Annotated in this window: 16 protein-coding genes and 1 pseudogene; 9 read left to right on the top strand and 8 right to left on the bottom strand. The window is 63.7% G+C overall.

Translation table 11 applies throughout. The features are described from left to right. The first annotated feature begins 14 nt into the window (after positions 1–14). The 3 genes from denD (at position 15) to AWB78_RS27920 (ending at position 4,164) form a co-directional block, all read left to right on the top strand. A complete protein-coding gene (gene denD / locus AWB78_RS27930; protein ID WP_062609365.1) occupies positions 15–980 on the top strand; it encodes a D-erythronate dehydrogenase in 966 nt (321 codons plus the stop codon). 281 nt (positions 981–1,261) lie between these two features. After that, the gene (locus AWB78_RS27925) at positions 1,262–2,365 is read left to right on the top strand and encodes a DedA family protein/thiosulfate sulfurtransferase GlpE (protein ID WP_062609363.1); all 1,104 of its coding nucleotides are present in this window, start codon (positions 1,262–1,264) and stop codon (positions 2,363–2,365) included. Further along, entirely contained in the window at positions 2,362–4,164 is a 1,803-nt protein-coding gene (locus tag AWB78_RS27920; protein ID WP_062609361.1) for an FAD-dependent oxidoreductase, read from the top strand. The genes AWB78_RS27925 and AWB78_RS27920 overlap by 4 nt, the downstream gene beginning before the upstream one ends. On the opposite strand, the gene AWB78_RS27915 is transcribed toward AWB78_RS27920, so the two are convergent. Next, positions 4,116–5,591: a heavy metal sensor histidine kinase gene (locus tag AWB78_RS27915; protein WP_232477916.1), complete on the bottom strand. Its 1,476-nt coding sequence runs from the start codon at positions 5,589–5,591 to the stop codon at positions 4,116–4,118. The two genes, AWB78_RS27920 and AWB78_RS27915, sit on opposite strands and share 49 nt — an antisense overlap. Continuing rightward, a complete protein-coding gene (locus AWB78_RS27910) occupies positions 5,588–6,259 on the bottom strand; it encodes a heavy metal response regulator transcription factor (protein WP_062609359.1) in 672 nt (223 codons plus the stop codon). The genes AWB78_RS27915 and AWB78_RS27910 overlap by 4 nt, the downstream gene beginning before the upstream one ends. 154 nt (positions 6,260–6,413) lie before the next feature. Here AWB78_RS27910 and AWB78_RS27905 point away from each other — a divergent pair, with 154 nt between their 5' ends. Genes AWB78_RS27905 through AWB78_RS27895 form a run of 3 tightly spaced genes read left to right on the top strand, consistent with a single transcriptional unit; the run spans position 6,414 to position 8,419 of the window. Then, on the top strand, positions 6,414–6,998 hold the full coding sequence (locus tag AWB78_RS27905; RefSeq protein ID WP_062609357.1) for a cytochrome b/b6 domain-containing protein: 585 nt from the start codon (positions 6,414–6,416) through the stop codon (positions 6,996–6,998). A gap of 3 nt (positions 6,999–7,001) precedes the next feature. Then, the gene (locus tag AWB78_RS27900; RefSeq protein ID WP_062609355.1) at positions 7,002–7,775 is read left to right on the top strand and encodes a molybdopterin-dependent oxidoreductase; all 774 of its coding nucleotides are present in this window, start codon (positions 7,002–7,004) and stop codon (positions 7,773–7,775) included. Between the two features lie 32 nt (positions 7,776–7,807). Continuing rightward, positions 7,808–8,419: a hypothetical protein gene (locus AWB78_RS27895; protein WP_062609353.1), complete on the top strand. Its 612-nt coding sequence runs from the start codon at positions 7,808–7,810 to the stop codon at positions 8,417–8,419. 58 nt (positions 8,420–8,477) lie between these two features. On the opposite strand, the gene AWB78_RS27890 is transcribed toward AWB78_RS27895, so the two are convergent. After that, entirely contained in the window at positions 8,478–8,894 is a 417-nt protein-coding gene (locus AWB78_RS27890; protein WP_062609465.1) for a MarR family winged helix-turn-helix transcriptional regulator, read from the bottom strand. 152 nt (positions 8,895–9,046) lie between these two features. Here AWB78_RS27890 and AWB78_RS46780 point away from each other — a divergent pair, with 152 nt between their 5' ends. Both AWB78_RS46780 and AWB78_RS27885 read left to right on the top strand, forming a co-directional pair. Then, a complete protein-coding gene (locus AWB78_RS46780) occupies positions 9,047–9,184 on the top strand; it encodes a hypothetical protein (protein WP_157697637.1) in 138 nt (45 codons plus the stop codon). 62 nt (positions 9,185–9,246) lie between these two features. After that, positions 9,247–10,080, top strand: a complete 834-nt coding sequence (locus AWB78_RS27885; protein ID WP_062609463.1) for an NAD(P)-dependent oxidoreductase — start codon at positions 9,247–9,249, stop codon at positions 10,078–10,080. 6 nt (positions 10,081–10,086) lie between these two features. Here the strand turns inward: AWB78_RS27885 and AWB78_RS27880 are convergent, their stop codons facing one another. After that, a complete protein-coding gene (locus AWB78_RS27880; RefSeq protein WP_062609351.1) occupies positions 10,087–11,511 on the bottom strand; it encodes an aminotransferase-like domain-containing protein in 1,425 nt (474 codons plus the stop codon). Positions 11,512–11,822: 311 nt separating this feature from the next. On the opposite strand from AWB78_RS27880, the gene AWB78_RS27875 reads away from it, so the two are divergent. Beyond that, positions 11,823–12,140 (top strand): DUF2917 domain-containing protein, encoded by a 318-nt coding sequence (locus AWB78_RS27875; protein WP_062609343.1) that lies wholly within the window; start codon positions 11,823–11,825, stop codon positions 12,138–12,140. Positions 12,141–12,220: 80 nt separating this feature from the next. Here AWB78_RS27875 and acnA read toward each other — a convergent pair whose 3' ends face one another. The 4 genes and pseudogenes from acnA to AWB78_RS43905 form a co-directional block, all read right to left on the bottom strand. Next, positions 12,221–14,926 (bottom strand): aconitate hydratase AcnA, encoded by a 2,706-nt coding sequence (gene acnA / locus AWB78_RS27870; protein ID WP_062609341.1) that lies wholly within the window; start codon positions 14,924–14,926, stop codon positions 12,221–12,223. A 43-nt stretch (positions 14,927–14,969) separates the two neighbouring features. After that, a complete protein-coding gene (locus AWB78_RS27865) occupies positions 14,970–16,421 on the bottom strand; it encodes a bifunctional 2-methylcitrate dehydratase/aconitate hydratase (RefSeq protein WP_062609338.1) in 1,452 nt (483 codons plus the stop codon). Positions 16,422–16,452: 31 nt separating this feature from the next. Next, entirely contained in the window at positions 16,453–16,965 is a 513-nt protein-coding gene (locus tag AWB78_RS27860; RefSeq protein WP_062609336.1) for a hypothetical protein, read from the bottom strand. Between the two features lie 87 nt (positions 16,966–17,052). Further along, a pseudogene (locus tag AWB78_RS43905) lies at positions 17,053–17,172 on the bottom strand (2-methylcitrate synthase); the annotation flags it as partial.

Here is a 17,172-nt window from a genome sequence, read left to right as displayed (position 1 = left end):
AAGGAAGCGACCTTATGAAAATTCTCATCACGGGCGGCGCGGGCTTTCTCGGTCAGCGTCTCGCGAAGCGTCTCCTCGAGCGCAATGAACTCGACGGCAAGCCGGTCACCGAACTCGTGCTGCTCGACGTCGCGCGCCCCAACGACGAACGGCTTCTCGCCGACAAACGCGTGCGCGCCGAAACCGGCGACATCTCCGATCGCGCGGTGCTGGAGCGCTGCATCGACACGCAGACCGAAGCCATCTTCCATCTCGCCGCGATCGTGAGCGGCCAGGCCGAAGCGGACTTCGATCTCGGCATGAAGATCAATCTCGACGCATCGCGCGCGCTGCTCGAAGTGTGCCGCGCGGCGGGCCACGCACCGCGCGTCGTGTTCACGAGCTCGGTCGCGGTGTACGGCGGCACGCTGCCCGATGTCGTGCAGGACGACACCGCGCTCAATCCGCAATCGTCGTACGGAACGCAGAAGGCGATCGCCGAGCTGCTGCTCTCCGATTACGCGCGGCGCGGCTTCGTCGATGGCCGCGTGCTGCGCCTGCCGACCATCAGCGTGCGGCCCGGCAAGCCGAACGCGGCGGCGTCGTCGTTCGCGAGCGGCATCATCCGCGAGCCGCTGAACGGCGAGCGCTCGACCTGTCCCGTCGATGGCGACACGCGCGTATGGGTCCTTTCGCCGAAGAGCGCGATCGAGGCGCTGATCGCGGGATGCGAGATCGATCGTGAGAAGCTGGGCAACCGGCCCGTGATCAATCTGCCGGGCCTGTCGGTGAGCGTGAACGAGATGGTCGCGGCGCTGCGCGAAGTGGCGGGCGAGGAAGCGGTGCAGCGCATCGACTGGCAGCGCGACGAGCGCATCGAGAAGATCGTCTGCAGCTGGCCGGGCGCGTGGAATCCGACGCGCGCGGAGCAACTGGGCCTCTCGGGCGACAAGAATTTCGCCGATGTGATTCGCGCCTATATCGCCGACGAACGCAGCTAGATCCCACACTCTGCGCATCGCATCATTCCCGCACCGGGCATCGCGCGCGCGATGCCCGCGTCCCGCGCGCCTGTCATGCTTACGTTCGCATTTCCGGGCTACACTTACCCCTTAAATGTGACGAACGTCGGCCCGGCGCCGCGTGCACCGCGTTGAACCACGAGCGGCTGCAAGCTCGTATCTCTCTCGCTTTCGTGCTTCTTGCGCCTTCGTAGCGCCGGTTTCCCGGCGCGCGTCCCGTCGTCCCGCGAATTCGCACCCTTCCCGCACGGGAGATTCCCATGTTGTTGCATCAGCTAGTCGATCGATTCGGCCCGGCGATCGTTTTCCTCAACGTAATGGGCGCGGCGCTCGGGCTGCCCGTGCCCGCGATGCCGACGATGATCGTCGTCGGCGCGTCCATCGCGCTCATGGCGGTGAACGGCGGCGCGTTCTGGGCGCCGCTTCTGGGCGTGCTGTGCGTCGCGGTGGCGGGCGGCGTGCTCGGCGATCTCGTCTGGTTCCAGGGCGGGCGCAAGTACGGCGACAAGACCCTCAAGACCATCTGCAAGCTGTCCCTCTCGCGCGATACCTGCGTGAAGAAAACCGAGCGCTTCTTCGGCCGCTGGGGCGTGCGCATCCTGCTGGTCGCGAAGTTCATACCGGGCCTCTCGCTCGTGTCCGTGCCGCTCGCGGGCGCGATGGGCGTGCGGCTGCGCAGCTTCATCGCGCACGACGGCGCGGGCATCGCATTGTGGGGCGCGGTCGGGCTGATCGTCGGCGTGATCTTCGCGGCGCAGCTGGAAATGGTCTTCGCGATGATCTCCCTGCTCGGCCGTCAGGCGGTGATGGTCATCGCCGCGCTGTTCGCGATCTATGTCGCGTATCGCTGGTGGCGCCGTCGCGCGCTCATGGCCACGCTGGAGAAGGCGCGCATCAGCGTGGACGAGCTCTACGCGCTGATGAACGACGAGCCGCTGCCGGTGATCTTCGATATCCGCTCGCCGGAAAAGCGCATGCTGGATCCGTTCACCATTCCCGGATCGCTCTTCGCCGACGAGCGCGATCTCGCGGAGATCATCGAGAACTACGACAAGTCGCGCAAGGTCGTCATCTATTGCTCGTGTCCGAACGAGGTGTCGGCGGCGTGGATGGCGAAGACCATGCGCACCGCGGGCTTTCGCGACGTGGTGCCGCTCACGGGCGGACTCGACGCCTGGCGGCTCGCCGGTTTCGATGTCGCGACGCTGACCGAGTTCGGCGAGCTCTCGGCGGCCACGCCCGAGGAAGTCGCGGAGATGGCGGCGATGTGCCCGTGGCCGGTGAAATCGGCGGCGGCACCGGCGGCTTCGTCGGGCCCGGCATCCCTTCATGAAGCTGGTTTTCCACACGGAGATCGCGCATGAGCACAACCCCGAACGGCGAGCTTGGTCAAGGCATGCCGGATGTCGTCGCATGGAACGCACGCGAGCCTTTGGAGAATCCGAATCCGAACGTGGTGCCGTCGCCTGCCGCGGCGCCCGTGGCCAGCGACGACAGCGCGCCCTTCTCGCCGCTCGAAACGCGCGCGCACCAGATGTTCCCGCGCCTGACCGACAACGAGATCGAGCGCATGAGCCGCTTCGGCACGGCCGCGCACTGGCGCCGCGGCGAGTGGTTGTTCCGCATGGGCGAGACCGGGCGCGGCATGGTGATCGTGCTGAAAGGGCTCGTGCGCGTGACGCGGCGCAATGCGCTCGGGCAGGAGCATCTGGTCGTCGAGCATGGGCCGGGGCATTTTCTGGCGGAAGTGGCGCAGCTTTCGGGCAAGCCCTGTCTCGTCGATTGCCTCGCGGCCGAGGATGTCGACGGCATCGTGATTCCGCCGGAGCGTCTGCGCGCGCTGCTCGTCGCGGAAGCGGAGCTGGGCGAGCGCATCATGCGCGCGCTGATCCTGCGGCGCGTCGGGCTGATCGAGAAGGGCAGCGGTCCGGTGCTGCTCGGTCAGTCGGACGATGGCCGTCTCGTGTCGCTGCAAGGCTTTCTGCGCCGCAACGGTTATCCGTACACGGTGATCGACGCGTGCACCGATCCCGACGCGATTTCGCTGCTGGAGCGCATCTCGGCATCGACGTCCGATTTCCCGCTCGTGATCTGTCCGGACGGCACCGTGCTGCGCGCGCCCGATGAGAATCAGATCGCGACGCAGCTCGGCTGGCTGCCCGAGTTCGATCCGGCGCATATCTACGATGTCGCCATCGTCGGCGCGGGGCCGGCGGGTCTCGCGACGGCGGTGTATGCGGCGTCCGAAGGCTTGTCGGTGGCTGTGTTCGATTGCCGCGCGCCGGGCGGGCAGGCGGGCGCGAGCTCGCGCATCGAGAACTATCTCGGCTTTCCCACCGGCATTTCCGGCCAGGCGCTCGCCGGGCGCGCGTTCGTGCAGGCGCAGAAGTTCGGCGCGCATATCGCGATCCCGACGAAGATCAAGGCGCTGCATTGCGATTGCAATCCGATTCAGATCGAACTGGAGAACGGCACGCGCGTCACGACGCAGACGGTCGTGATCGCATCGGGCGCGGCGTATCGGCGGCCGAATATCGCGGGGCTGGAGCGTTATGAAGGGCACGGCACGTATTACTGGGCATCGCCGGTGGAGGCGAAGCTGTGCAAGAACGCGGAAGTCGTGCTCGTCGGCGGCGGCAATTCGGCGGGGCAGGCGGTCGTCTATCTCGCGACACATGCGAAGCACGTGCATGTGCTGATTCGCGGCGCGGGGCTTTCGGCGAGCATGTCGCACTATCTGGTCGAGCGCATTGCCTCATTGCCGAACGTGACGGTGCGCACGCATACGGAAATCACCTCGCTCGACGGCGATGGCCGCGCGCTCACCGCGGTCAACTGCAAGACGCCGGAAGGGCCGCTCACGATCGACTCGCGGCATCTGTTCCTGTTCACCGGTGCGGACCCGAATACCGACTGGCTGCGCAATTGCAATGTGAATGTCGATGGCAAGGGCTTCGTGATGACCGGTCCCGAGGCGCATGAAGGACGCACGCAAGGCGTGCTCGCGCTCGAGACGAGCGTGCCGGGCGTATTCGCCATCGGCGATGTGCGGTCGAATTCGACCAAGCGTGTCGCGGCTGCGGTGGGTGAAGGCGCGGCGGTCGTCGCGCAGATTCACGGGTTGCTGGCGCAGCGGGAAGCTTTGGAGGCTTCCTTGAGGTAAGGATTCGCGTTGCGGTCCGCGGCGCACTCATCCGTCGACGGAAACCGCAACGTGAATGCGATCCATCCATCCTGCGTGCATGCGGCGGACGCGCTGCCGCCGTGCAGACGCATGATCGCCTGAACGATCGACAACCCGAGACCGCTCGATTCGGTGAATTCGCTGCGCGCCGCATCGCCGCGATAGAAGCGGTCGAAGAGCTTCGCAAGCTCTTCCTGCCCGATGCGCGCGCCATGATTTCCCACGACGATGCGCGCGCCCGCTTCATCCGCATGTCCGCGCAGGCGCACCACGGTGCCCGCCGTCGCATAGCGCACCGCATTCACCACGACATTGCCGATCGCCCTCCGGCACATGATTGCATTCGCAACCATGTCGCCATCGGCGTCGATATCGAACGTGATGCGGCGTTCATCGGCGATGCCTTCGAAGTAAGCGCCGATGGTTTCCAGTTCCTCGCGGATATCGAGCCGCTCGCGCTCGATGCGCTGCTGCCCATGATCCGCCTGCGCCAGAAACAGGATGTTCTGCGCGATGCGCGCGAGCCGCTCCAGTTCTTCCAGATTCGATTCGAGCACGCTGCGATATTCCGCGACGCTGCGCTCATGCGCGAGCGTGACCTGCGTCTCGCCGATCAACACACCGATCGGCGTGCGCACTTCATGCGCGAGATCGGCGGAAAATTGCAGCAGGCGCTCATAGCCGTGTTCGAGACGATCGAGCATCGCATTGAACGATGCGGCGAGGCTCTGCAATTCCGCCGGCGCATGCGCGACATCGAGCCGCGCGGACAATCGATCCGGCGTGATCTCCGCGGCCTTGCCGGCCATCGACTTGAGCGGCATGAGCCCGCGGCTCGTGACCCAGTAGGCGAGCAGCAGCGTCACGAGCACGGCGCCGATCACGGTGATCCATACGCGCTCGAGATACGCCGACAACACGCGCGCCTCCTGCGTCATCACGTGCGCCGCGATGATCTCGACGACTTCGCCGCTCTCGCCGATGCGCGCCTGCGCGCCGACCCAGCGCATGCGCACGCCATCGGCGCGCGAGCCTTCGTAGAGATCATCGAGCCCGATGGGCCGCGTCACCGGCACGATATGCAGCGGCGGGAGCGGCATCTGCTCCGGATTGACGTTGATGAAAGGCGCCGTGCCCGCGCGTCGAAAGAGGATGACGTCCTGCCGGTCGCCGAGCATCGTCTCGAAGAGCCTGGGGCGCGCTTCGATTTCCTTGATCGTGTAGAGATCGTGCAGCAGCGAACGGAAATGCTCGACGCGCCCGATGAGCTGATAATCCGCACGCGTGGACAGCGCGCGATTCGTCGCGTGATAGAGCGATGCGCCGACCATGCCGACGACGACGCATACGATCACCGCGAACGACAGCGCGATACGGACCGCGAGCGAGCGCGAAGGCCGGTTCAAGGCTGTTCCCCGAACGAATAGCCGATGCTGCGCACCGTGTGGATGAGCTTGAGATCGAACGGGTTATCGACCTTCGCGCGCAGTCGCTTCACCGCGACATCGACCACGTTGGTATCGCTGTCGAAGTTCATGTCCCACACTTCCGATGCGATCAGCGTGCGCGACAGCGCCTCGCCCTGATGCTTGCAGAAGAGATGCAAGAGCGCGAACTCCTTGTTCGTGAGCGCGATATCGATGCCCTTGCGCGTCACCTTGCGGCGCAGGACATCGACATGCAGATCCGCGATCTGAAACGTATCCGATTCGCGCATTACGCCGCGCCTGAGCAAGGTTCGGATGCGCAGCACGAGTTCCGTGAACGAGAACGGCTTGACGAGGTAATCGTCGGCGCCGAGCTCGAGCCCGTGAATGCGGTCCGTCACGTGATCGCGCGCCGTGAGAAAAATGACAGGCAGGTCACGTTTCGCGCGCAACGCGGACATCACCTGCCAGCCGTCGATGCCCGGCAGCATCACGTCGAGCACGATCAGCTCGTAGTTGTTCGCGAGCGCCTGATGCAATCCGTCCGTGCCGTTGCGCACGAGATCGACCTGATAACCGGACTCGATGAGCCCTTTTTTCAGGTAGTCGCCGGTCTTGCGGTCGTCTTCGATAACGAGGATGGTCATGCTAGCGCAGCGTGAATGTCGTTGACGACATTCTAGCCAGAGCACCTGCGTGTCCCGTCGAAAATGACAAAAAAGTCATCGAGAGGTCATCGATCGATCAGAGGCGCGTGGCTACCATGCCTCTCGAACCGTCTTCCAATTCGCGAGGCACGACGTGCAAGTACAACCGCTATGGCTGCGCATCACGCACTGGCTCAACGCGTTCGCCGTGTTGATCATGGTGACGAGCGGCTGGCAGATCTACAACGCATCGCCGATCTTCAAGCCGATCACCTTCTCGCCCGCGATCACGCTGGGCGGCTGGCTCGGCGGCGCGCTGCAATGGCATTTCGCGGCGATGTGGCTGCTGGTCGCGAACTTCATCGTCTATCTCGCGATGAATCTCGTCACGGGCCGCCTGCGCCGCCGCATGTTCCCGCTATCGGTCAAAAGCATCTTCAGCGACGCATTCGCTGCGGTGCGCGGCAAGCTCGGCCACGACGATCTCACGCACTACAACGCCGTGCAGAAGTTCGCGTATCTCGCGGTGATCGTGGACATCGTGATCGTGATTCTTTCGGGACTCGCCGTATGGAAGTCCGTGCAGCTTCCCTTGTTTCGCACGCTGATGGGCGGCTATGACAATGCCCGCGTCGTGCACTTCTTCGGCATGAGCTTTCTGGTCGCGTTCTTCGTGGTGCATATCGCGATGGTCGCGCTCGTGCCGCGCTCGCTCGTGCTGATGATTCGAGGTCGTTAAGCCATGTCGCTCAAGCTATTCAAATCGAGACCCGACGCCGAGCTCATCATCAAGGATGCTGCGAAGGAATTGAAGGCGCCGGCACGCCGCTTGTTCGGCAAGCGCATTCTTTCGCTGGGCGGCCTCGCGATGCTGTCGGGCTGCAACATCACCGACGACAAATCCGTCAACGCGATGCTGCGCCGCATCTCGTTCTTCAACGACGACGTTCAGGCGCTTCTCTTCGACCCGAACAAGCTCGCGCCGACGTATCCGGAATCGATGATCACACGGCCGTTTCCGTTCAACGCGTTCTATGACATCGACGAAGTGCCCGAAGTCGATCCATCGACGTACAAGCTCGAAATCGGCGGCCTCGTGAAGGGCAAGCGCGTGTGGACGCTCGACGAACTGCACGCGATGCCGCAGGAGAGCCAGATAACGCGGCATATCTGCATCGAAGGCTGGAGCGCGATCGGCAAATGGGGCGGCGTGCGCTTCGCGCATTTTCTCGCACGCGCGGGCGCCGATACGAGCGCGAAATACGTCGCCTTCCATTGCGCCGACAACTACTCGACGAGCATCGACATGCCGACCGCGCTGCACGCGCAGACGCAGCTCACGCTCACCTACGACGGTCAGATCCTGCCGCCGAAATACGGCTTCCCGATGAAGCTGCGCATGCCGACCAAGCTCGGCTACAAGAACCCGAAGCACATCGTCGCAATTACCGTGACGAACGATTATCCCGGCGGCTATTGGGAGAACCAGGGTTACAACTGGTTCGGCGGGTCCTGAAGCCCTTGCTTTCCACACTCGAAGGAGATTGCATGTCGATTCGAATCAAACTCGGCGTCAGCATCGTGACGCTCGCACTCGCTTCCGCGGCCTTCGCGCAGACGCCCGCGGCGAAACCCACGCGCATTCGCGGCGATATCGTGTCGCTGTCGGGCGATACGCTCACCGTGCATCGGCGCAGCGGCGATACCGTGAAGATCGCCGTCAAGTCGGATACGCCCGTCACCGCGCTGAAGAACATCAAGCTGCAGGACATCAAGCCGGGCTCGTTCGTCGGCACGGCGGCGACCACCGGCACGGACGGCAAGCTCACCGCGACCGAAGTGCTCGTGTTCCCGGAAGCCGCGCGCGGCACGGGCGAAGGCCACTATGCATGGGACCTCGGCCCGAAGAGCTCGATGACCAACGCGAACGTCGATCAGGTCGTGCAAGGCACGAGCGGCCGCGATCTGAAGCTGTCGTACAAGGGCGGCTCGAATTCGGTGACGGTGCCGGAGAATGTGCCGGTCGTGACCTTCGCGCCCGCAACGCACGATGATCTGAAGCCGGGCAAGAAGGTGTTCGTCGTCGCGAGCCCGGCGGGTTCGGACTTCGCGGCGCAGCGTATCGTCGTGGAGAAGGATGGCGTCGCGCCGCCGATGTAAGTGCATCGGCTTGCCGAGCAAAGCCCGCGCCCGCCGGATTCATGCCGGCGGGCGCGTGTCATTCAAGCGTCGTGCGGATATGCCGGACGTTCGACACGGTGTCGTCGAAACGCGCGTTGCCGAGCGTGCGCTTCATGCGCCGCGTGATCTCCGCGCTGGCCGCGCCGACGCGCTTCATCATGGCGTGCGCGGAATCGGTGGGATGAATCGCGGATTCACGGCGGTCGCGCTCGGTGGACCAGCGCTCGACGAGGCCGAGTCTTTGCAGGCCATTGAGCGTGCGAGTGGCCGTCGGACGGGAGATGGCGAGTGCATCGGCGAGCGTGCCCTGCAATTGACCGGGACGCTCGACGACCGCGCGCAACATGAATGCCTGCGACGGCGTGAGGCCGAAAGGCTTGAATGCTTTCGCCCATTCGCGCTCGAGCGTGCGCGCGAGCGCGGTGGTGTTGAAATAAAGGCATTGGTCGAACATACGGCTCACCATGATGTCATGTAATTCGATCTGCAACTATCGATTGAACATAGCGCGAATCGGCGGATTTTATGCGTTCGCGATGGCATGGCCGCTCACGACATTTGATCTCGCGCAAACGTAATGCTGGGCCGCGCCACGCGTAAGGAGACATGCGTCAGCAACGCTCGTTCCGTGCTTCCCGTCTATCGGAACGCATCGCGCTCCTCACACCCAAAGGACACGACGTGTTGCGCCGGCTCGATGCACTCTGGAAGCTCGGTTCGTCCGACACCGACGAAAGCGAATAGCCCGAGCGCGTTCCCGCTTGCGAGCGTATTCTGTGTTTCGTCTCGACACATGGAGCTCGCACGTGACTCAATCGACCAGGCCATCGGTCGCGCTGCTCGGCGCGGGAAGCATGGGATCGGCCATCGGCCGCCTGTTGACGCAAGGCGGCGCGCGCGTGCTGACATCGCTCGAAGGCCGTAGCGCCGCGAGCGCGTCGCGTGCGCGTGACGCGGGCATGGAAGACGCAAGCCTCGAAAGCCTCGTGACATGCGATTTCATCCTGTCGATCGTGCCGCCCGCCGTCGCGGTCGAGTCCGCGAGTCGCATCGCGTCCGTGCTCGCGCGATCGAACGCGAAGCCGGTCTATGTCGATTGCAACGCGATCAACCCCGACACCGTCGAGCGGATCGCGCGCGTGCTCGCCCCGGCCGATACGCCCTTCGTCGATGGCGCGATCATCGGCCAGCCGTCCGCGCCGAAGTTCTACATGTCCGGGCCGCATGCGGCGCGCACACGGCAACTCGCGGATGCCGGCCTCGCCGTGCGCGTGCTCGACGGACCGGTCGGCGCGGCATCGGCGCTCAAGATGTCGTATGCGGGCATTACGAAAGGGCTGGCGGCAATCGGCTCGGCGATGTCGCTCGCCGCGATGCGAAACGGCGCGGGCGATGCGCTTCTCAGCGAGCTGGCGGAAAGTCAGCCCGCGCTCGCCGCATGGCTCGCGAGCAATGTGCCGCGCATGCCGCCGAAGGCTTATCGCTGGGTCGCGGAGATGGAAGAGATCGCGCAGTTCATCGGCGACGGATTCGCCGAGCATCGCATCTATGAAGGCGCGGCCGGACTCTACGCGCGGCTTGCAGAGGATAAGGACGCCACCGGTGCGCTCGAACGCTTCTTCGGCGAACGCGCGCAATGACGTGCACTATGCGCGCGCGGCGGCGGCTTCCGTCATCGCTTCGAAGAAGCGCGCCGCGCGCCGGTCGCCCGCATAGGCCGAGTTGATGCGCACCCACGGACACGCTTCGCCGTTCGGGCGATAGTAGCTGCCGGGCGCGAGCGTCACGCCGAATTTCACGGCTTCGTCGACGAGCACGGCCGAATCGTCGATGCCCGGCACTTTCGCCCACACGAAGTTGCCGCCGCTCGGTTCGTCGAACACATCCCAGCCGTAGCCTTCGAGTGTCTGCACCGCGCTCGACAGCGAATCGCGCACGCGCTTGCGCAGCCGTTCCAGATACTTGCGATACGTGCCGCGTTCGAGAAGACTCGCCGCGACGCTTTCCGCAAAGCGCGTGCCGCCGAGACTCGTCAGCACTTTCACGTCGACGAGATTCTTCACGAGCTCGCGATTCGCCGCGAGATAGCCGATGCGCAGCGACGACGACAGGGTCTTCGACAGCCCGCCCACATAGATCACGCGGTCGAGCTGATCGAGCGACGCGAGCCGTTGCGTCGGCACGGCCTGGAAGTCCGCGTAGATATCGTCCTCGACGATCGAGAAGCCGTGTTGCGTCGCGAGCTGCAGCAGCTTGAATGCGACCTGCGGCGCGATGTTCGTCGCGGTCGGGTTCTGGAACACGGTGTTGATGAAAAAGAGCTTCGGCTGATGCTGCTTCAGCAATGCCTCGGCCACATCGATATCGGGCCCGGTCGCGAGCCGCGGCACGCCGACGAGCCGCACGCCTTGCAGCTTCAGCAAGCCGAAGAGGTTGTAATAGCCGGGATCTTCGACGAACACGGTATCGCCCGGCTTCAGCATGAAGCGCACGACGAGATCGAGTGCCTGGCTCGCGCCGTTCGTGATCATCACGTTGGGCAGATCGGCGTCGATGCCGAGCGCGTTGATGCGCATGACGACCTGCTGACGCAGATTGGTGTCGCCATGGGGAATCGCGTAATCGATCACGCTCGGCACGTCGATGCGCGAGGCCTGACGGATCGCCTGCGTGATGCCGTCCACATCGCGCCACGCTTCGGGGATGAAGCCGCTCGACAACTTCAGCGTCTCGCCGGGATAGTTGAACTGCTGGAGGATCTGGTTCGATTCCTCTTCCGCGAGGCGCGGATCGCAGTTGCCCGCGAGACGGTCGCATTCCTCCACATGATTCGCCACGTAGAAGCCCGAGCCGTGCTTCGGCTGAATGAGCCCGCGCGATGCGAGCCGGTCATAGGCCTCGATCACCGGGAAGCGGCTGATGCGCTGCTCGGCGGCCAACTGTCGGATCGACGGCAGCTTCGCGCCCGCGAGCACGCGGCGCGAGCGGATCATCGCCTCGATCTGCGTGACGATCTGCTCGGTCAGCGGCACGCCGGTGCCGCCGTCGATGTGAAGCGGAAGTGCGTTCATCGTGTTCGAAAGTGTTCTGTCGGAATGAGTGAACAGTTGGATTTCGCTGTTCGCTGCTGTCGTAGTGCCATTCGAACGCATCCGAAAACTGCCGTCAAGCTAGGCCGAATGGCTATCCGGCGTGTTTCGCGCGTGTGTGTTTTTGGCATCGACCGGCGAACTGTTCAGCGAATTCAGCTTAACAGTTCCTCTGCAACTGTGCAGAAGTGTGCATTCAAGGTGTTCGGAATCGGTCGAATAATACGCTTAACGGCTGCATACAGGTGTTCACCACGCAGCCTCCCGGCCAAGCGATTCATAGGAGCGGCATCATGCGTGAAATTCGGACTTTCGAACTCGACCGGTGCGATGCGCCGACGGGCTGGTTCATCGACCGGCCACAAACCCTGCGCGTCACGCGCGGTCAGATCTGGCTGACGATCGAAGGCGAAGCGGGCGATTTCTGGCTCGACGCGGGCGCGTCGGTGGAATTGAAGCCGTATTCGTCGATCTGGGTCAGCGGTGCGAGAGACGGCAGCCGCTTCTCGCTTGCGTCGGCTTCGACGCCTGCGCGCAGCGTGGGCGAGTTCGTGCGCGCATGGTTCGCGCGCCGCACGCTGTCGCCGCACATCGCGGTTTCGAAGGCTTAAGGACGAAAAAAAACCCGGCCACGGCCGGGTTCAATGTTCCCGCGCTCTCGCGAGCGCGGTCACCTGCAAAACGAGTTTTCTTACGCTGCGAGCAGCGAGCGCAGCACGAACGGCAGAATCCCGCCGTGCTTGTAGTAGTCGACTTCGATCGGCGTGTCGATACGCAGCAGCACCTGCACGCGATCTTCCTTGCCGTCCTTGCGATGGATCACCAGCGTGACTTCCTGCTGCGGCTTGAAGTCGTCGCCGAGACCTTCGATGTCGTACGTCTCTTCGCCCGTGATGTTCAGCGACTGAATGCTGTCCGAGCCCTTGAACTGCAGCGGCAGCACGCCCATGCCGACGAGGTTCGAACGGTGGATACGCTCGAAGCTGCGCGCGACCACGGCCTTGACGCCGAGCAGTTGCGTGCCCTTCGCGGCCCAGTCACGCGACGAGCCCGTGCCGTACTCTTCGCCCGCGAAGATCACGGTCTGCGTGCCGGCGTCGATGTACTTCATCGCTGCGTCGTAGATCGACAACTGTTCGCCGCTCGGCTGATGGATCGTCAGGCCGCCTTCGATGCGCGTGCCGTCGGCCTTCGCCGGGATCATCAGGTTCTTGATACGCACGTTCGCGAAGGTGCCGCGCATCATCACGTCGTGGTTGCCGCGACGCGAGCCGTAGCTGTTGAAGTCGGCCTTCTGCACGCCGTTCGCCTTCAGCCACACGCCCGCCGGCGACGTCTCCTTGATCGAGCCCGCCGGGCTGATGTGGTCGGTCGTCACCGAGTCACCGAAGATGCCGAGCGCGCGCGCGCCCTTCACCGCGGGAATCGAATCGGCCGGCTTCATCGAGAAGTCGCTGCCGAAGAACGGCGGCTCGGCGATGTACGTCGACTTCGGCCAGTCGTAGACCTGACCGGTTTCGCCCGCGATCTTGCTCCACAGATCGCCTTCCTTCGTGAGCTGCGAGTAGTTCTCGCGGAATGCCTTCGCATCCAGCGCGTACTTGAGCAGCGCGTGCACTTCTTCGCTCGTCGGCCAGATGTCGCCGAGGTAGATGTCGCGGCCGTCCTTGCCCTTGCCGACCGGCTCGGTCATCAGGTCGCGCGTGATGTTGCCCGCGATCGCGTACGCGACGACGAGCGGCGGCGATGCCAGGAAGTTCGCGCGGATGTTCGGGTGAATACGCGCTTCGAAGTTACGGTTGCCCGACAGCACCGCTGCCGCGACGATATCGTTCTTCGTGATCGCGTCGTTCAGTTCCGGCGTCAGATCGCCGGCGTTTCCGATACACGTCGTGCAGCCGTACGCCGCGAGCGTGAAGCCGAGCTTGTCGAGGTAGGGCAGGAGGCCCGTCTTCGTCAGATACTCGGTGACGATGCGCGATCCCGGCGCGAGCGACGTCTTGATGTGCGGCGCAACGGTCAGACCGGCTTCGACGGCCTTCTTCGCCAGCAGGCCGGCGGCGAGCAGCACGCTCGGGTTCGACGTGTTCGTGCACGACGTGATCGCGGCGATCAGCACGTCGCCGTTCTTCACGTCGACGCCATCGGCCGTCTTGTAGTTCGCTTCGAGCTCGGCGGCCTTCTTGTTGAAGCCGTTTTCGCCGACCGGCTTCGAGAACAGGTCGACGAACGTGCTCTTCACGTTGCCGATTTCGATGCGGTCTTGCGGACGCTTCGGACCCGCGAGCGACGGCGCGACCGAGCCCAGATCCAGCGTGAGCGTCTTGGTGTAGTCGATGTCGCCGGCCTTCGGCACGCCCCACAGCTTCTGCGCCTTGAAGTACTGCTCGAACGCGGCGATTTCGGCGTCGGTGCGGCCCGTGCCCTTGAAGTAGTCGATGGTCTTTTCGTCGACCGGGAAGAAGCCCATGGTCGCGCCGTACTCGGGCGCCATGTTGCCGATGGTCGCGCGGTCAGGCACGCCGATCGATGCCGTGCCTTCGCCGAAGAACTCGACGAACTTGCCGACGACCTTCTCCTTGCGCAGCATTTCGGTGATGGTCAGCACGAGGTCGGTTGCCGTGCAGCCTTCGCGCAGCTTGCCCTTCAGCTCGACGCCGACCACGTCCGGCGTCAGGAAGTACACCGGCTGGCCGAGCATGCCCGCTTCCGCTTCGATGCCGCCCACGCCCCAGCCCACCACGCCGATACCGTTGATCATCGTCGTGTGCGAATCCGTGCCGACGAGCGTGTCCGGGTAATAAACGCCGTCCTTCTTGTGCACGCCGCGCGCGAGGTACTCGAGGTTCACCTGGTGCACGATGCCGATGCCCGGCGGCACGACCTTGAACGTGTCGAACGCCTGCATGCCCCACTTCATGAACTGGTAGCGCTCGTTATTGCGCTGGAATTCCAGCTTCATGTTCAGATCGAGCGCGTTCGGCTCGCGGAAGTGGTCGATCTGCACCGAGTGATCGACGACGAGGTCGACCGGCACGAGCGGCTCGATCGCCTTCGGGTCCTTGCCCGCGCGCTTCGCGACGCCACGCATCGCGGCGATGTCGGCGAGCAGCGGCACGCCCGTGAAGTCCTGCAGCACCACGCGCGCGACGACGAACGGAATTTCATCGACGCGAGCTGCATTCGGCTTCCAGTTCGCGAGTTGCGCGATGTGCTCCTCGGAGATCTTCTTGCCGTCGTAGTTGCGCAGCACCGATTCGAGCACCAGACGGATCGAAACTGGCAGGCGCTGAAGCTTGACCTTCAGCGCGTCGCCGAGTTGCGGCAGCGAGTAGAACTTGGCTTTGCCGGAACCGCTGTCGAATTCTTTGAGCGTGTTGTGGAGATTGTGGGCCATGGTTATTTTCCTTGGACTGAGACGAGGAAATTGCTCTGCTTGCTTAAATCACGTACAGATCGACGTATTCATTGACCGGCATCGCTTCGAGCTTTGCCTGATCGAGCGACACCGCGAGGATCGCCCGTTGTTGCTTCTGCGGGAAACGGCGCGCCAGATTCGTCCTGAACTTCTCGACGAGCAGCGGAATGCCATCCGCGCGGCGACGCTTGTGACCGATCGGGTACTCGACCGCGATTTCATCGAGCTTCGTGCCGTCGTTGAACTCGACGGTGAGCGCGTTCGCGATCGAGCGCTTGTCCGGGTCGTGATAATCCTTCGTGTACTGCGGGTCTTCGACGCATTCCATCTTCGCGCGCAGCGTGTCGATGCGCGCGTCCTGCGCGATCGAATCTTCGTAGTCTGCGGCGGTGAGACGGCCGTGAATCAGCGGCACGGCGATCATGTATTGAATGCAGTGATCGCGGTCGGCCGGGTTGTTCAACGGCCCCTTCTTGTCGATGATGCGAATCGCCGCTTCATGCGTGCGAATCGTGATCTTCCTGATGTCCTCGACGGACTTGCCCGCTGCCTTGAGCTTGCCGTGCAAAGTCATCGCCGCTTCGACAGCGGTTTGCGAATGGAACTCGGCCGGGAACGAGATCTTGAAGAGCACGTTTTCCATCACGTACGAGCCGTACGGACGCTGGAACCTGAACTCGTTGCCCTTGAAGAGCACGTCGTAAAAGCCCCACGTTTTAGCGGTCAAAACGGACGGATAGCCCATTTCGCCGGTCTTCGCGATCAGCGCGAGACGCACGGCGCGCGAGGTCGCGTCGCCGGCGGCCCATGATTTGCGCGAACCGGTGTTCGGCGCATGACGATAGGTGCGCAGCGCGTGGCCATCGACCAACGCGAGCGATACCGCGTTGATCAGCTCATCGCGCGTCAGGCCGATCATCTGCCCGACCACTGCCGTCGAAGCCAGCTTCACGAGCAGCACGTGATCGAGACCGACCTTGTTGAACGAGTTCTCGAGCGCGATGCAGCCTTGAATTTCGTGCGCCTTGACCATCGCGATCAAGACGTCTTTCATGCTGAGCGGTTTCTTGCCCGAAGCGATCGCGTTACGCGAAAGCCAGTCGGCCGTTGCAAGAATGCCGCCGAGGTTGTCCGACGGATGGCCCCATTCCGCTGCGAGCCATGTGTCGTTGAAGTCGAGCCAGCGGATCATCGCGCCGATGTTGAACGCGGCCTGAACCGGATCGAGCTGGAATTGCGTGCCCGGCACCTTGGCGCCGTTGGGGACGATCGTGCCGGGCACGATCGGTCCCATCAGCTTGGTGCAGGCGGGGTAGGAGAGGGCTTCGAGTCCGCAGCCGAGCGTGTCGATCAGGCAGTTGCGCGCCGTTTCGAGCGCGAGCGTGCCTTCGACGCTGTAGTCGAGAACGTAATCGACTATGTCGACCAGTACCTTGTCCGGGTCAGGCCGGATGTTGGAGATCGGTGCGGACATCGAATGATTCCTGATTTAAGTGCTGCCTGAGTTATTGCGCGTTCTTGATCAGTGCTTCCGACTGCGTCGGCGCTGCGCCGCCCGCAGCCATTTCCGGCGTCACGCACTCGTCCGCGAGGCGCGACGAGTCCTTGTCGGAGAACAGCATGGCCTTCGACGGAATCACGACCAGATCCATGCCGGATGCGGAGTCGTGGAAACGGTCGGCGCCCGTCGTCGTGTCCTGGCGCGGCAGCTTGTAGTCCTTCTTGGCCCAGTTCACCGTGACGATGGTGTCACGCTTCATGTCGCCTTTCAGATAGAAAGTATTGCCGTCCTTGCACGACCACTTCACTGCACCTTCGGGAATCGGATCAGTCTTCGCCGCCGCGGCCGCTTCGGCCTTGGGGCTGCGCTTGATCAGTCGGCGCGCCGGCGCGGGGCGCTTGGCCGCGGTCTTGGCCTTGCTCGCATCGGTCGTCGTCGCGGCGAAGGCGTCGGTGCTGACGAAGACGCTCGTCGTTGCCAGCGTACCGGCGATTGCAGCGATCAGGAGTTTGTTCATCGAAAAAACCTTTCAAAACATGGGGGTTGATAACGGTTTGCAGCGCGGCGTGGATTTCTTACACGAGAAATCCGATCGCGCAGCCCGTTATTTTCGCTTATTTATCGGCACGAACTTCAAATTCTCGGGTCCGGTGTAATTCGCGCTCGGCCGGATGATCTTGTTGTCGATGCGTTGCTCGATGATGTGCGCGGCCCAGCCCGACGT

This window comes from Caballeronia calidae (assembly GCF_900044055.2).
GTDB lineage: Bacteria > Pseudomonadota > Gammaproteobacteria > Burkholderiales > Burkholderiaceae > Caballeronia > Caballeronia calidae.
This window is presented reverse-complemented; position numbering and strand designations above follow the sequence as displayed.